Raw genomic sequence first — 14,915 nt, 5'->3', positions numbered from 1 at the left:
GGGCTCTTTCTTCCTTTATATACAGGTGCGTCATGGCCGATAACTCCACCCTGAATTTAATGCTGAAAATCCGCGCCGACCTTGCGGATGCCAGCCGTGCGCTGCAGGACCTGGCCGGGGATGTGGAAGACGTTGGCTCTGCAGCAACAACCAGCTCACAGAAACTTGATACCGCCGCACGGGCACAGGAAAACGTCGCTGAATCAGCACGTGGACAGGCTCAGGCGGAACAGAGTGCAGCCGCCGCTGCGTCACAGACCGGCGATGCCGTCCAGCAGGCGGCGACAGATTATGCCGGTTATCAGGCAGCCATTGCCCGCACCCGGGCGGAGATGGGGTCTATCCAGAACGGTCTGGATGGCACCACCGCAGATATTGATGCCCAACGTGCTGCGCTGACCGCACTGGTCAACCGTATCGATCCGGTTGTCGCGGCATATGGTCGACTGGATGAAATGCAGGAACAGCTTAATGCGTTCCGTGGTGCAGGTCTGGTCGGTGATGATGACTTTGAGCAGTATTCCTCACGTCTGAACGAACTGCGCCTGCAGGTGGAAAAATCCGCCTATGCTGCGACTGATGCTGGCCGCAAAGAGGCGGCTGCAGCCCGGGAAGCCGCACAGGCTGAAGCGCAGGCTGCGGCCACCAAAGAACAGTTCATCAACCGGCTGCGCGAGCAGGCCGAGACTCTGAACCTGACCACCACCGAACTGCTGCAGTATAAAGCGGCCCAGTTAGGTATTTCGGCGGAAGCCGCGCCGTTTATCCAGAAGATTACCGACCAGAACGCCGCCATGAGTAAAGGCGGTATCAGCGCCGGTCAGTATGCTCAGGCGATGCGCTACCTGCCGATGCAGATCACCGACGTCGTCACCTCACTGGCCAGCGGGATGCCGGTCTGGCTCGTGGCCATTCAGCAAGGCGGACAAATCAAGGACTCGTTTGGTGGTGTAGGCAACACCTTTAAAGCACTTCTGAGCATCATCACCCCCGCCCGTTTAGCGATGGGGGGGCTGGTTGGTATTGTCGCGGCGGCAGGGATTGCTGCAGTTTCAGCGATGAATGACCAGGACGAGTTTAACCGCTCGATCCAGAAAACCGGCAACTATGCCGGTGTGACCTCGGGCGAACTGGAGCAGATGGCCCTGCAAGGGGGCCAGTTACGCGGTAATTACAGCCAGGTCCGCGATATCCTGAATGGTCTGGTCAGCAGTGGTCGGTTCACCGGAGAAACGCTGACCTCAGTGGCCCAGGCTGCAACGTTGATGGCGGAACTGTCCGGCGATTCGGCGGATCAGGTCGTGTCGAACTTCCTGAAGATGAGCGACAGCGCAACCACCTGGGCCGCCAACACCAACCAGCAGTATCACTTTCTCGATCTGGAGACCTACCAGCGTATCCAGAGTCTGGAGGACCAGGGGCGGAAAGAGGAAGCCATTGAAGTCGCTTCTCAGGCGTTTAAGAAGGCCAGCGAAGAACGCCTTCGCGCAATGGAGCAACAGCTCAATTGGGTTGCTAAGGCATGGAACAATGTTAAAAATTCGGCACAGGGAGCTTGGCAGGCGTTTAAAAGCCAAAGCAGCGCTGTTTTAGACCTTGATTCTCCAACTGAAGCCCGTGATAGAGAAATTGCCTCTATAAAAAAAGACTTAAGCAATGTTGGAAGTGACGTTGATATCGCATTAAAGGGGAATGAATACTCTGCGTGGGTTAATCAACAAAAAGAGCGTTTATCATCCCTTGAAGCTGAAAAAGCTGCTGAAGAAAAAGCTGCGGCTGCTGAAGCTAAACGCCTGCAGACTAATGCTGAGACCATCGCTGCAGCTGAGAAACTCCGCAAAATCTGGAAGGATAATCGCTCTGATATTGAGAAAGAGCAGGATTCGGTTGAGGACCTGCAGAAGCAATACCAGACCCTGTGGTCCAGTGCCAGTGGGCGGGATTTATTGCAGTCCCGGGGAGTTACTTCAACAGACGGTAAAAATTTTTCCGGTGGTCAGTGGGATATCGATACCAAAAAGCTCGATACAGCAGGTCAAAAAGCCGATCAGTACAACAAACAGCTGCAGCAGACACTTAATCAGAAAAAAGCGATCACCGAACTGGACCGCGTCGAAGCCGAAATTCGTAATGGCACGCTCTCAAGTGCGACCAAAGCCCAGCAGGATGAAGCCCGGGCGCTGGCAAAAAAAATTGATGCGGCCAACGCGGCCAATAAGGCGACAAAAGAAGGTCAGTCGCTGGCCAAACAGCAGGAAACCTCCAATAAAAATTTCGTCAAACAGCTTGAGGATCAGGCAGCAAAACGCACTCAGGGTGCCGCAGCGACCCGCGCCCAGGAGATTGCGACCCGCAACCTGACCGCCGAGCAGCGCCGTCAGGCCGAAGCGGCGAATGCAGCCATCACCGCACAGGAGTTTAAGGGGCAGAACCTCCAGCTGCAGCTGGAGTACATGCGCGATACCGGCGACACCGCTGGCGCATCGATGCTCGAGCTGCAGAACCGCGTATCCGATCTGCGCCGCGAGTTTGAAGCCAGCGGTAACACCGAAGGGCTGAACTGGCTCGACAAGCTTCTGCCGGTCGCTGAAACCAAAATCCGCGTCGATGACCTCAAAAAGCAGCTCGACGACCTGTTCACATACCAGTCCCAGCAGGAAACCAGCATTCAGGCGCAGGTACAGGGTGGTCTGCTCAATGAAATTCAGGGGCGGCAGCGCCTCGTCGATCTCCACCAGGAGGTCGGCGACAAAATCAAAGGTTACCTGCCGCAACTGAAGGAGCTGGCCACCGCCCCGGGAGAAGCGGGTGACAAAATCCGGGAGATGATCCGCCAGCTCGAAGAACAGCTGGGCAAGCTGAACCAGGCGGGGAACGAACTGACCCAGGCATTCCGCGATGGCCTGCAGAACGGTATTGAGACTTCCCTTGTCGGACTGGCAAAGGGAACGATGAGCCTTTCCGATGCGGTGCGGAATCTGGCGCTGAGCATCGTTGATAGCATGGCTAAAATTGCCGCCCAGCAGCTGGCTCAGATGGCGACATCAAGTCTGGTCGGCGCATCAGGTGGCATGGGCGGTCTGCTGGCCAGCGTTTTTGCGGCTGATGGTGGTCAGGTTCGTGGCCCGGGGAGCACCACCTCCGATTCCATTCCGGCAATGCTCTCCGACCAGGAATTTGTGACCCGCGCCGCTGTGGTTCAGCAGCCAGGAGCCCTCGGGTTTCTGCATGATTTCAACCGCCACGGCATGGCCGCGCTGGAGGGCTGGTTGCCCCGCGTTCGTCATGCGACCGGTGGTCTGGCAGGCATTCCCGCGCAGAATATGCCGGTACCTGCCAACGTCCCTGAAACTGCGATGGCCACACCTGCAGCGGCGGGTACTCAGCAGATCAGCCTGCAACAGCAACTGGTTTTAGATGCCGGGGAAGCCTACACCGCCGGAGCCCAGACGTTAGCTGGCCAGCGTCAGTTCACCACTCAGTTGAAGGCGATGGTACCCACGCTGAAGCAATGGCTGGGGAATAAATAATGGCGTTATTTCCCTGGCTGGCAGACCCCGACTGGTCCCGGGGCATGACTGAGACGCTGGAGTGGAAGACCGATGTGCTGCAGTCGCCAACCGGCGCAGAGCAGCGGATTTCCCGTCGTCTCTCGCCGCGCCGGACTTTCGAGTTCACGACGCTGGTGCATGACACAGGCCGTCAGCGTTTTGAGAATATGTTGTGGCAGGGTTGTGCCGGCACATGGGCCATACCGGTGTATCCGGATGTTTTCGCGCTGCCGGCAGCGGTATCCAGCGGCGCGACTGCGCTCTCCATTCCGACCGCAGGGCGTGACTTTTCTGTCGGCGGAACGGTGTTGCTGAAAACCGACGAATCCCCTGACGCAACCAGCCGGATGGTCACCGTTGCCGCGATTACCGGTGATGCCCTGCAGCTGGCATCACCGTTGACCGACAGCTGGCCTGCGGGCTCGCTGGTTTATCCGGTACGTCCGGCAGTACTGACAGAGCCGCCGTCACTCTCCCGCCTGACCGATACCGCAACGACCGCGCAGGTGCGCTTCCGTATCGCTGACCACAATGCCTTCAGTGATGCGCCGGTGCTCATGCAGTACCGTGGTCACCCGGTGCTCGAGGCTGAAACCGACTGGGGCGAGTCTGTCAGCACCAGCTATCAGCCTCTGATCCGTGAGCTGGATAACGGCAGCAGTATTCCATACAGGCTGGACACCGCCGGTCGTCCGTTCTGGCGGCAGACGCACAGCTGGTTCACCGCTAACCGTCAGGCGCAGACGTCACTTCGCCAACTTCTGTGGTATCTCCGGGGCCGTCAGCGCCCGATATGGGTACCAGGTCAGACGATGGACTTTTCCCCGACCGGCGCTATCAACGGCAACCTTCTGACCGTGAGAGACGCGGGCTTTACCGAGCTGGGTATCCGCCCGGGTCGCCGCGACATCTGTATTTTACTGGCAGATGGTACGCGGTATTACCGCCGCATCACTGCTGTGAGCCTGGTCAGCGGTGCGGAACGCCTCGTGCTTGATGGCGACGCCATTACTGCAAGTCAGAACCAGATCGTTGCCATTTCCCTGATGACCCTGGCCCGCCAGGACTCTGACACTGTGTCCTGGGAGCATGTGACCGACGCCGACGGCGTGGCCCGGGTCGCCACCACTTTTACCGGAGTACGTGATGAGCTGGAGTGAGTTTGAATATTCCGTCGCCGATGGTCAGCCGCTGACGCTGTATGAGTTCCGGCTGGGCGACAGCCTGTTCTGGCGTTACAGCAACGCCGACAAAGATATCGACTTTGCCGGTCAGGTCTGGGAGGCACAGGCCATCAGCAACAGCGGCCTCAGTTCCGGCAGCGGTGACGGGATGGATATCACGGTCCCGGCCAGTAATCCGGTCGCGCAGCTGTTTCGTGCCACACCACCATCGCGTGCTGTCAGGGTGCGGGTGATGCGCTGGCACGCAACCGATACGTCCGGGGAGTTCAGGGTCGTCTGGATCGGGGAAATCAGCAGCGTCAAACGCGAGCAGATTGAATCCTGCAAGTTGATCACCATCAGTCTGGCCAGCACGTTCTCCCGGGTCGGACTCCGTCTCACCTGGGGACGTCAGTGCCCGTATGCGCTGTACGATCATAACTGCCGTGTTGACCCGCTCCAGTTCGCGGTCAGCGGTGTGGTGGTCACCGCCCTCGATGGCTCCTCCATTACCGCGAACCTGCCTGCAGGTCTTGCCAGCGACTGGTTTTCTGGTGGTTACATTGAGTTTGACCGCAATGGCTATACCGAGCGGCGCGGCCTCCGTGAGCAGGACAGTAACACGCTGCATCTTTTTGGCGGCACAACCGGCCTGCAGGTCGGGCAGTCCGTCACGCTGTACCCGGGTTGCGATCGCACGATTGCGACCTGTGACAGCAAGTTTGCCAATCATCTGAACTACGGTGGCCAGCCGCATATGCCCGGTAAGTCGCCTTACACCATTATCAAACTGTTTTAGGAGGGGTACGCCATGTGGTGGGCAGTAGCTAAATTCGTGGCGGTTCTGATTGCATCATATGTGATCAATACCGCATTAGCGCCGAAGCAAAAAAACTCCACGCCGGAGGCTGCTACCGAGGATGACTGGAATATGCCTATGCCCGATGAAGGCACCCCTCAGTGCGTCTTCTTTGGTGACTGCTGGACGGCTGACTGGTTCGTGCTCGGGTACGGCAATTATCGCTATCAGGCCATCAAAAAGTAACGGAGGCGCTATGTGGATCACGATGGAACATATTCGCGCCGGTGGCGGCTGTGCATGGGGGCTACGGACCTTCTTTTCCCGCTATAACCTCGACCTGCAGGCGTTCATCCGTGACGGCGGGATTGATTCAGACCTGCTGGTCGGAACCGGCGACGCGCTGGCGATTCAGATCGTCGAACTGGCGCAACAGACTCAGAAAGAAGCAGGAGCATAAATGGGCGGTAAAGGTTCAAAAAAAGTCACCGTGGGCTATCGCTATTCCTGGGATGTACAGGCGGGGCTAGGGCGCGGTCCGGTCAACGAAATTGTATCGATCATGGCCGATAAAAAGACGGTCTTTGCCGGTACGCCGGGGCAGATTTCATCCAGCACCTCGGTGTACATCGACAAACCCGGACTGTTCGGCGGCGATGATACCGGTGGTGAGGGAGGCATACAGGGTCAGCTGGATATCATGATGGGCGAACCGGATCAGGTGCCACCGGCATCGCTCCTGAAGTTGCTGACAGGACTGGTGCCGGGATTTCGTGGCGTGGTGACCACTTTCTTCAGTGGCCTGGTCAGCTGCTACAGCGCCAGCCCCAAACCGTGGTTATACCGCGTTCGCCGCACGACTAAAGGCTGGGATGGTGATGTCTGGTATCCGGAGAAAGCCACCATCATGCTGGAGAACACTGAGGGCCAGCTTGATGACGAGAGCGATCTGCTGCCGGACCAGATTTCCAATCTGCGGGCCATTCATGCCATGAACCCGGCGCACATCCTGGTGGAATGTGCCACTAATCGCGACTGGGGGCGTCAGTTGACGCTCGCCGATGACCTGAACCTCGACAGTTATCGCGCTGCTGCTGATACGTTGTATGAGGAAGGGTTTGGCCTGTGCTTCCGCTATAACCGTCAGGACGGGCTGGACACGTTCGTTCAGCAGGTTCTCGATCATGTCGGCGCGGTGCAGTATGCCGATCTCGAAACCGGCAAGCTAACCCTGAAGCTGCTGCGCGGGGATTACAGTGTCGATGACCTGCCGCTCTTCACTTACGATAACGGGATTATCGCCGTTCAGGATGACGACAGCGCCAGTACCACGTCGAACCCGAATGAGATTGTCGTGACCTGGAATGACCCTGTCACAAACGCCGATGGCGAGGTCCGGGCGCAGAACCTCGGAGCAATACAGAATACCGGACTCAACAGCAGTTCGGTCGAGTACAAAGCGATCCCGACACATTCACTTGCCGCCCGCGTAGCCCAACGCGACCTGGAAACCGCGCAGTCAGAACTGACCCGTCAGGTCATCCAGTTCGACCGGCGCGGCGGTATTTTGCGCCCGGGTGATGTTTTCCGCGTCCAGTTGCCGGACCGAAATATCGACAATATGGTGTTGCGCGTGGGGAAAATAGAGGAAAGCGACACCGGCGTGCTGACACTGACTGTGGTTCAGGATGTTTTCGGCCTGCCATCCACCTCTTACAGCTCCGGGCAACAGGACAGCGGCTGGACACCGCCAGATAAATCCGCCCGGCCTGTCTCCATCCAGCGGCTGATTGAGCTTCCTTATGCTGTGCTGGCCGGGACCATCAGCGAGGCTGACCTGAACTATCTGAAACCTGAATCCGGCTATCCTGGCGTGATGGCCGTCGCGCCGACGTCGCTCAGTATCAACTATCTGCTGCAGACCCGTGCAGCGGGAGCCACGTTCGCAGAGCGTGGCCAGGGAGACTGGACGCCTTCAGGAACGCTGACGGCCCCTGTCGGGCGACTCGATTCCGTCCTGCATGTCGGCATGGCCATCTTCCCGACTGTTGGTGACGGCCTGATGATTAATGATGAGATCATGCGTGTTGACGCTGTCGACATTCTTGCTGGCACCATCGCCGTCGGGCGTGGTTGCATGGACTCACTGCCGTCAGGGCATTACGCCGGGGACCGGTGCTGGGCGTATCAGGATGCGCTGGACTCGGACGGTCTGGAATATCTTTCCGGTGAAACGGTGGAGGTTCGTTTGCTCACCCGGACAAGTACGGAGACGCTGGCGGAATCTGCCGCCCCGGTGACCATGCTGACCATGTCCGGGCGTCAGGCCAGACCGTATCTGCCCGGGAATATCCGGATCAACGGCGTCTCATATCCCGATGTTGTGGCCAGCGCAGATACCTTTACCCTGGCGTTCTCTCATCGTGACCGCCTACTGCAGGCTGACCGCCTGATTGACTGTACCGAAAACAGTATCGGTCCCGAACCCGGTACAGAGTATGTGGTGAAACTGATTGCTCAGAGTACCGGCACGGAGGTCTGGTCGATGGCCAGCAGTGACGCCAGCATTCCGATCCCTTATGTCACCGGCGGTGATGATGCTGCTGTACATACCCTGGCGTTGCAGAGCAAACGCGATGGCCTGATGTCGCTCTATTCGTTCCGGACGGAACTGCCAGCAGGTCGTTACCAGGCATTCCCGATCACCGTCACCCTGTCTCTGACCATTGTTGATGGTAACGACTGGGCCACAGCAACGCCGGAAGATACCGAAACCGGAGCGGTACCTGAGCTACACGCCATTGCCGATGCCGCCGGAGTCACAGCCTGGTATCCCCCCGACCTCGTAGCCAGCGGTCTTTCCATTCCTGCCGATGATATTGAATGGCCAGCCGGAACCTGGCCGACGTCGCCGTGGTCGTTCGGCACCCACCCTGTGCTGGCCATCGCGCAGTGGACGGAAACCAGCGGTCCACTGACCGTGCTGGCGCTGGGTGGAGACGCCTCTGCGCTACTGCTGGATTCCGCAACCGGGGCGGCAGCGGCTATCGAATGGGACGCCGGTATTTATCTCGCAGAAATGGATATCACTATTTTTACGACAGACGGTCCCGTTTTGAACGAGGGCATAATCTCCCTGAAACTGACTGAACGGAGTATCGGACCATGAGGGAAAACTATTATTATGGTCAGGGTAAGGTGTTCCTGGCTCCGAGAGATAATAAGCGTGCATTTCGTTGGGTCGGTGATGTTTCAACATTGAAAATAGCGTTTTCGTATGAGCAACAAATAACGAAAGCATCACGGGGCGGACAGCTCTATCAGAATCAGAGAATCATTACCGGTGCCAGCGGTTCTGTCAGTTCAACCTGGCATAATTTCTCGGTTGAAAATCTGGCGCTGTTATTGGGAGCCCAACCGGTAGATGAGCCATTTTCATTTAATGAGCAATTCGCCTTACCTGATGGGATCGTCAAAGGGGATATTATCGCGCTTCCCCATACCACGGTTTATAACGTCAGTATTAATGGTCTGGAACGTGATACTGATTATGTTATTGACCGCCAGTTCGGCACGATTGAGTTTCTGGTAACACCCGAAACTGTGGGCCTGATAGTGGCTTACGAACACCTGTTTAACCAGTGGCTACCGTTTTTCTCTACGAAAACACAGGAATTTTATTTACGTTTTCAGGGGGTAAATCTTGCAGAAGGTTCGGCACCTGTGCTGCTGGAACTGTACCGGGTCTCAGTTGATCCTCTGGCAGCGCTGGAGATGATTAGCAGCGGGAATGACATTGCAGGCATGGATATGACCTCATTAATTCTCCCTGATTTTACTCATCAGGCGGAATCGGCCTTCAGCTATTTCGGCAATCTTCAGATAGTTAATTCTCAATCAGCACAATCACCGCAATCGGCCCTGACCTATAACGGTCGGGCTAAATATGACGGTCAATATCAATACCGAGGTAAGTAATATGTCAAACTTGCAGGAAAGTCCTGTCTGGGTCGATGGTATTTATCAGCTCACCGAAGAGACCCCCGTGCTCGGTAAACAAGAAAACGTTCCAGGTGGTGGACCATCAAACATACAGGCAGAGCAACTTGCTAACCGCACTCTTTTTCTAAAAGAACAGATGGAATCTATTCCGGATTACCGCGAATTTACATTTTACAAAACCGAAACAGATCCTGACGGAACAATCGCTGGTCTCGCCGCAACAGAAAATGGGCAATCATTCCGTGTTGGGCAAGGTATAGATAACGAAAGCTCTTTTATTTATTACGAAAATCGTAATGGGGTCGCTGTACCTGGTGCAGCATGGCCGGGTACTGAGGCCGTTAATGAAGTGAAACGGAACTTTCAAATTCTTCCTGATGGCACCTTTGCAATTTTAGGTGAAAACGGCATTGTTTTTGCCATTGATCCTACGGCGCTTTCTCACATGGTTTCTCTTGCCGTTCAGGATCTAATCTCTGTCGGCGGTGCATCATTTCAGATTTATCAAAATGCCGGTGGTTTATATGTTTTCGGAGCTAACGGCATGCCTCTGGCGCTGGGGCCTGACAGCGTGCTACGCCTCGTCGCTGCAAATATCGGTGGGGTCGGTTTTGAAACGGATTTGATGGGTGTTCCTCTGTTAATCAGAGGTAATAACGGTATCGCCGGGGCCTTAGATAATGAAGGTAATTTAAGAACTCCGGGTGTTATTACTGATAAATTAATTGTTGGTGGCAAGGAAATTACTGCTGGCGGCGGTGGTGATGGGGATGCGGCATTTAGTCAGGGCGACAGGTACGTTAATTCCAACGGGGATCTTGTGCGCCTTCTGCCGGATACAAAAAAAATGTCGTGCTGGGGATCGTCATCTCTGGTCGTATCAGGGGGAAGCGAAAATTTTTCAGTAATGGCGTCAGAACTGGGTATCGAAGACTGGAGCAACCAGGGGCAACCCGGTGAATCCTCCTTCCAAAGTGCCGCCCGCTTCGGTGGGGTGCCCTATACCTTGATCTTCCCAGGAAATACGATTCCGGCAAGCGGCGCAGTTAACGTAACGTGCGCTCAAACCCCGAGCAACTTCCGTAATTCGTTTTTAAAGTCATTTACAGGGGTAGTCGGTGGGGTGGCAGGAACGTTATCCTGGTCCTCTTCATCACTGCGATTTACCCGAGCGACAGCAGGAGCCGAGGTCACCCTGGAGGGTGGCGCTGATTTCATACCTACACTACCGGCATCTTACCGGGACGGGGTTGTTTTGCTATGGATGTATAAAAACGATATTAAATGGGATGCGGTAGCAAACCAGGAAGTTAACGAGGATGTGATTTTCAATAACGTGTTAAAGACCGTAATGCACCTGACAACGTTAGGAAAACGCGCCTTAGTAATCGGTATCTTTAATGACTCCTCTTATTCAAATCCAATCTGGAAAACACGACTGGAAAGCCTGAATAATCGAATGAGAGATTATTTCGAGGATTTGTACTGCGATACACAAGATTACATCTGTAGCGCCAAAATTTGGGCGGACACCGGAATTACGCCATCTGCCAATGACCTTACGATGCAGGCTCAAGGGTATAAGGCAACTTCGATATCAGCTGACGCCGGACACTTAAATCAAGTGGCAAATAATGCGGTTGTTCAGAGTGTAATTAAACCCAAACTGATCAGCCTTGGCTGGTACAAGTAAAGGTCATTTATTATGAAATCAGGATTAGCTATTAACGTTCCATCATCATTCTCTCGGGTGCTAAGTGATTTATCATTTATCCCAGACGTCAGGAGTGAAAATCTCACGTACACAGGGATTTTTGGCGGTAGCCTAAATGATTCTCTGGTCAATTCGGCCAATGACACCGCCGGTAACGTCATTGAAATAACCGGTCGCTCGCCTGAGCGATTGGCCTTCAGTCAGGGATTCTTCTCCTTCACTGGCCCTGGCGGCGATATTTCGGCAGGTACAGGCATTCGCACGGAGGTTAAATCAGATAATCTAATCACTGCCGGTTACCCGTGTACGATAGCTGTGGCAATTCGGTCAATCAAAAAAGCGGAGAAGGAGGCATCGCGCAGGCTGTATCCCATTATGTCATTTTTTACAAATCCGTGGGGCACACCGGCGGTGGCGCAGCCCGCTTTGCTCCTGTCCGCGACAATACTTGATACCGGCCAGCATATTCTATCCGCGTGGTCTGGCGGCCTGGGTGGTTCGAGTTCAGACGCGCTCGCTTCTCGCTGTTCCGTACCGGTCGATTGGTCCGCTACCAATGACGTGATTTGCGCAGCGATATCGCGTGCCGCTGATGGCAGGATAAATCTGGCGGTTAAAAAAGGTTCCGACGCCATCTTAACGTCTACGTTCGGTTTCCCTGTTCAGACACCGCCTGCCAGTTCAACGGCAACACGTATTTTGTTTGGCACCAGCGAATCCCGGACGCTTGATAGCGGCGATATTTTAATGGGCCAATACTGGCATAACACGGCGTTGACTATGTCGGAGTTGCAGCAGCAGGTATCTTTGATTCAACTAAAAGCAGAGGCTAGGCTCTAATTATTAATTTGTAATTTCATCTCAAATAGTGAAAAACAAAAGCGCGGCGATTATCGCGCTTTTATAGTTCGATTTATCGCGCCCGGCATCACCGATGACATCCCCGCGGCTGGCGCTCATTATAAAACCAGTAGTATTCACAGGGGCAATCAATAATGGAACAATTGCGAACCGAACTGAGCCACCTGCTGGGGGAAAAACTCAGCCGCGTGGAGTGTGTCAGTGAGAAGCCCTCGTCGGCGCTGTGGTCGCTATACGATGCGCAGGGAAATCCGCTACCGCTGCTGGCGAGAAGTTTCACCACTCCCGGCGTTGCCCGCCAGCTGGCATGGAAAATCTCAACCCTGGCGCGGAGCGGCACCGCGCGCATGCCGGTGGTCTACGGGGTGTTGACCCATGAAGAGCATCCTGGCCCCGACGTGTTGCTGATTGAGCGGCTGCGCGGAGTATCGGCAGAAGCGCCGGCCCGTACGCCGGAGCGCTGGGAACAGCTGCAGGAGCAGATCGTGGAAGCGCTTCTGGCATGGCATCGGCACGATAGCGGCGGCTGCGTCGGTATGGTCGACAGCACCCAGGAAAACCTGTGGCCGAACTGGTACCGTCAGCGGGTTGAGATGCTGTGGAGTACCCTTAATCTGTATCAGGATACCGGCCTGACGATGCAGGATAAACGAATTTTGTTCCGCGCCCGCGAGTGCCTCCCGGATTTATTGCAAGATTTTAATGATAACTGCGTGCTGGTACACGGCAGCTTCACGCTGCGCAGCATGCTGAAAGATGCGCGCAGCGATCAGCTGCTGGCGATGGTCGGGCCGGGCATGATGCTGTGGGCGCCGCGAGAATATGAGCTGTTCCGCCTGTCTGACGGCGGACAGGCGGAACAGCTGCTGTGGCACTATCTGCGCCGCGCGCCGGTGGCGGAGTCCTTCCTGTGGCGGCGCTGGCTCTATCTGCTGTGGGACGAGGTGGATAACCTGGTCAATACCGGGCGCTTTGACCGCGGCCGCTTTGATTTAGCGGCGAAATCAATCCTCCCCTGGCTTGCCTGACGCTCCTTTCAGCCACTGCCAGATGCGCCCCAGCGTTTCATAGCCTACGCGATCGCTGTGCATCAGCCAGAAAGGCGAAGGGATTGCCCGCTCCCACGGGTTGAGCGGCGACTCCACCGCCAGCTGGTTGGCGGGCGCTGGCAGAGGGTTCAGCCCGGCATGACGGAAGAAAATCATCGCCCGCGGCAAATGTGACGCGGAGGTCACCAGCAGGAACGGCGCATCGCCGATCGTCTGTTTCACCGCCGCGGCTTCTTCCTCGGTATCTTTCGGCCGATCGAGTACGATAATCTCGCTGCGCGGCACGCCAAGGCTTTGCGCGACCCGCGCGCCGGCCTCCGCCGTGCTGACCGGGTTGGTTTTCGCCGCGGCGCCGGTAAAGATCATCTTCGATCCCGGATTCTCCTGCCATAGCCGTATCCCCTCGGTCAGTCGCGGCAGGCTGTTATTAATCAGGTTTGAGCTGGGAGCCCACTGCGGATTCCACGTATACCCGCCGCCGAGCACCACCACGTACTGAACGTGCTGTGTACCGCGCCATGTCGGATAGGTCTCTTCTATCGGTTTAAGTAAACCGTCGGCCACCGGTTGCAGGCTGAGCAGCGCCAGCAGTAGCCAGCCGACGCTGACGCAGGTCTTGCCGGTGCGTTGAAAACGACTGAACCAGAGCAGCGCGATACCCACCGCAATCAGCAGCAGCAGCAGCGGAAGCGGCAGCATCATGCCGCCAATATACTTTTTCAGCGTAAAAAGCATGCCAGATGGCTCCTTTTTTAACCATATAACCAAAGTTATGCCCGGATCTTATAACAGATCGCTTCATTCTCAGCGTGGGTATGACAAAATAGCGGCTTTGTGGTGGCAGGTGGAGTCGTCCGTGCAGGATCGTAATTTCGATGACATGGCTGAAAAGTTTTCGCGCAATATCTACGGCACCACCAAGGGCGAACTGCGTCAGGCGATCCTCTGGCAGGATCTGCAACCGTTGCTGAGCCAGCTTGGGCCCGGGCCGCTGCGGGTTCTTGACGCCGGCGGCGGGGAAGGGCAGACGGCGGTGCGGGTGGCGGAAATGGGCCACCACGTGACGTTATGCGATCTTTCCGCTGAAATGGTGGCCCGCGCCCGGCAGGCGGCTGCCGATAAAGGTGTGATCGACAACATGCATTTTGTACAATGCGCGGCTCAGGATATTGCGCAGCATTTGGAAAGCCCGGTCGATCTGATACTGTTTCATGCGGTACTGGAATGGGTGGCCGAGCCGCAGGAGATGTTGCGCACGCTGTGGTCGGTGCTACGCCCCGGCGGCGCGTTGTCGCTAATGTTCTACAATGCTAACGGTCTGCTGATGCACAACATGGTCGTCGGGAACTTCGACTACGTACAGCTTGGCATGCCGAAAAAGAAAAAACGCACGCTATCGCCGGACTATCCGCGTTCCCCGGAGCAGGTGTATGGCTGGCTGGAAGAGCTGGGCTGGCAGATTACCGGGAAAACCGGCGTGCGGGTGTTTCATGATTATCTGCGTGAAAAACGCAAACAGCGCGACAACTTTGCGGCGCTGCTGGAGCTGGAGACGCGCTACTGTCGCCAGGAGCCGTATATCAGTCTGGGGCGTTATATTCATGTCACCGCGATTAAGCGCCAGGCTCAGAGCTGCAGATGCAAGGATAAAGTATGAGTGAATTTTCCCAGACAGTCCCCGAACTGGTTGCCTGGGCCAGAAAAAATGATTTTTCTATTTCGCTGCCGGTGGACAGACTCTCTTTTCTGCTGGCCGTTGCCACGCTGAACGGCGAG

At 56.0% G+C, this 14,915-nt stretch carries 13 protein-coding genes; 12 read left to right on the top strand and 1 reads right to left on the bottom strand.

Annotated elements, in window-relative coordinates; genetic code table 11:
- Positions 1-32: 32 nt before the first annotated feature.
- The 10 genes from ACI2JR_RS17515 (at position 33) to ACI2JR_RS17470 (ending at position 13,118) form a co-directional block, all read left to right on the top strand.
- Positions 33-3,530, top strand: coding sequence for a phage tail length tape measure family protein (locus tag ACI2JR_RS17515; protein WP_462479092.1), 3,498 nt, complete (start codon positions 33-35; stop codon positions 3,528-3,530).
- The gene (locus ACI2JR_RS17510) at positions 3,530-4,711 is read left to right on the top strand and encodes a hypothetical protein (protein ID WP_462479091.1); all 1,182 of its coding nucleotides are present in this window, start codon (positions 3,530-3,532) and stop codon (positions 4,709-4,711) included. Before ACI2JR_RS17515 ends, ACI2JR_RS17510 begins: the two co-directional genes overlap by 1 nt.
- Positions 4,698-5,513, top strand: a complete 816-nt coding sequence (locus tag ACI2JR_RS17505) for a phage BR0599 family protein (RefSeq protein ID WP_274801014.1) — start codon at positions 4,698-4,700, stop codon at positions 5,511-5,513. Before ACI2JR_RS17510 ends, ACI2JR_RS17505 begins: the two co-directional genes overlap by 14 nt.
- A gap of 12 nt (positions 5,514-5,525) precedes the next feature.
- Positions 5,526-5,759 carry a hypothetical protein gene (locus ACI2JR_RS17500; protein WP_025712855.1) on the top strand — a complete coding sequence of 78 codons (234 nt, stop codon included), beginning with the start codon at positions 5,526-5,528 and terminating at the stop codon, positions 5,757-5,759.
- Between the two features lie 10 nt (positions 5,760-5,769).
- Entirely contained in the window at positions 5,770-5,973 is a 204-nt protein-coding gene (locus tag ACI2JR_RS17495; protein WP_264974214.1) for a hypothetical protein, read from the top strand.
- The gene (locus ACI2JR_RS17490) at positions 5,974-8,682 is read left to right on the top strand and encodes a phage tail protein (RefSeq protein WP_462479090.1); all 2,709 of its coding nucleotides are present in this window, start codon (positions 5,974-5,976) and stop codon (positions 8,680-8,682) included.
- A complete protein-coding gene (locus tag ACI2JR_RS17485) occupies positions 8,679-9,491 on the top strand; it encodes a hypothetical protein (protein WP_462479089.1) in 813 nt (270 codons plus the stop codon). The genes ACI2JR_RS17490 and ACI2JR_RS17485 overlap by 4 nt, the downstream gene beginning before the upstream one ends.
- A 1-nt stretch (position 9,492) precedes the next feature.
- A complete protein-coding gene (locus ACI2JR_RS17480; protein ID WP_462479088.1) occupies positions 9,493-11,208 on the top strand; it encodes a hypothetical protein in 1,716 nt (571 codons plus the stop codon).
- A 12-nt stretch (positions 11,209-11,220) separates the two neighbouring features.
- Positions 11,221-12,069, top strand: coding sequence for a hypothetical protein (locus ACI2JR_RS17475; RefSeq protein ID WP_462479087.1), 849 nt, complete (start codon positions 11,221-11,223; stop codon positions 12,067-12,069).
- A 155-nt stretch (positions 12,070-12,224) separates the two neighbouring features.
- Positions 12,225-13,118, top strand: a complete 894-nt coding sequence (locus ACI2JR_RS17470) for a YcbJ family phosphotransferase (protein WP_132727523.1) — start codon at positions 12,225-12,227, stop codon at positions 13,116-13,118.
- Here the strand turns inward: ACI2JR_RS17470 and elyC are convergent.
- Positions 13,095-13,874 (bottom strand): envelope biogenesis factor ElyC, encoded by a 780-nt coding sequence (gene elyC / locus ACI2JR_RS17465; RefSeq protein ID WP_132727520.1) that lies wholly within the window; start codon positions 13,872-13,874, stop codon positions 13,095-13,097. The genes ACI2JR_RS17470 and elyC overlap by 24 nt on opposite strands.
- A 121-nt stretch (positions 13,875-13,995) precedes the next feature.
- Here elyC and cmoM point away from each other — a divergent pair, with 121 nt between their 5' ends.
- Positions 13,996-14,796: a tRNA uridine 5-oxyacetic acid(34) methyltransferase CmoM gene (gene cmoM, locus ACI2JR_RS17460; RefSeq protein WP_132727517.1), complete on the top strand. Its 801-nt coding sequence runs from the start codon at positions 13,996-13,998 to the stop codon at positions 14,794-14,796.
- Positions 14,793-14,915, top strand: a 123-nt coding sequence (locus ACI2JR_RS17455; protein WP_191642294.1) for a hypothetical protein, incomplete at its 3' end; no start/stop codon positions are given. The genes cmoM and ACI2JR_RS17455, both read left to right, overlap by 4 nt.

The sequence above is a fragment of the Klebsiella sp. NPDC088457 genome (assembly GCF_044900465.1).
Classification (GTDB): domain Bacteria; phylum Pseudomonadota; class Gammaproteobacteria; order Enterobacterales; family Enterobacteriaceae; genus Klebsiella.
This window is presented reverse-complemented; position numbering and strand designations above follow the sequence as displayed.

Excerpts from the sequence above, each read along its gene's own strand:
- ACI2JR_RS17515 (WP_462479092.1), top strand. The coding sequence starts at position 33 with ATGGCCGATAACTCCACCCTGAATTTAATGCTGAAAATCCGCGCCGAC.
- ACI2JR_RS17510 (WP_462479091.1), top strand. The coding sequence starts at position 3,530 with ATGGCGTTATTTCCCTGGCTGGCAGACCCCGACTGGTCCCGGGGCATG.
- ACI2JR_RS17505 (WP_274801014.1), top strand. The coding sequence starts at position 4,698 with ATGAGCTGGAGTGAGTTTGAATATTCCGTCGCCGATGGTCAGCCGCTG.
- ACI2JR_RS17500 (WP_025712855.1), top strand. The coding sequence starts at position 5,526 with ATGTGGTGGGCAGTAGCTAAATTCGTGGCGGTTCTGATTGCATCATAT.
- ACI2JR_RS17495 (WP_264974214.1), top strand. The coding sequence starts at position 5,770 with ATGTGGATCACGATGGAACATATTCGCGCCGGTGGCGGCTGTGCATGG.
- ACI2JR_RS17490 (WP_462479090.1), top strand. The coding sequence starts at position 5,974 with ATGGGCGGTAAAGGTTCAAAAAAAGTCACCGTGGGCTATCGCTATTCC.
- ACI2JR_RS17485 (WP_462479089.1), top strand. The coding sequence starts at position 8,679 with ATGAGGGAAAACTATTATTATGGTCAGGGTAAGGTGTTCCTGGCTCCG.
- ACI2JR_RS17480 (WP_462479088.1), top strand. The coding sequence starts at position 9,493 with ATGTCAAACTTGCAGGAAAGTCCTGTCTGGGTCGATGGTATTTATCAG.
- ACI2JR_RS17475 (WP_462479087.1), top strand. The coding sequence starts at position 11,221 with ATGAAATCAGGATTAGCTATTAACGTTCCATCATCATTCTCTCGGGTG.
- ACI2JR_RS17470 (WP_132727523.1), top strand. The coding sequence starts at position 12,225 with ATGGAACAATTGCGAACCGAACTGAGCCACCTGCTGGGGGAAAAACTC.
- elyC (WP_132727520.1), bottom strand. The coding sequence starts at position 13,874 with ATGCTTTTTACGCTGAAAAAGTATATTGGCGGCATGATGCTGCCGCTT.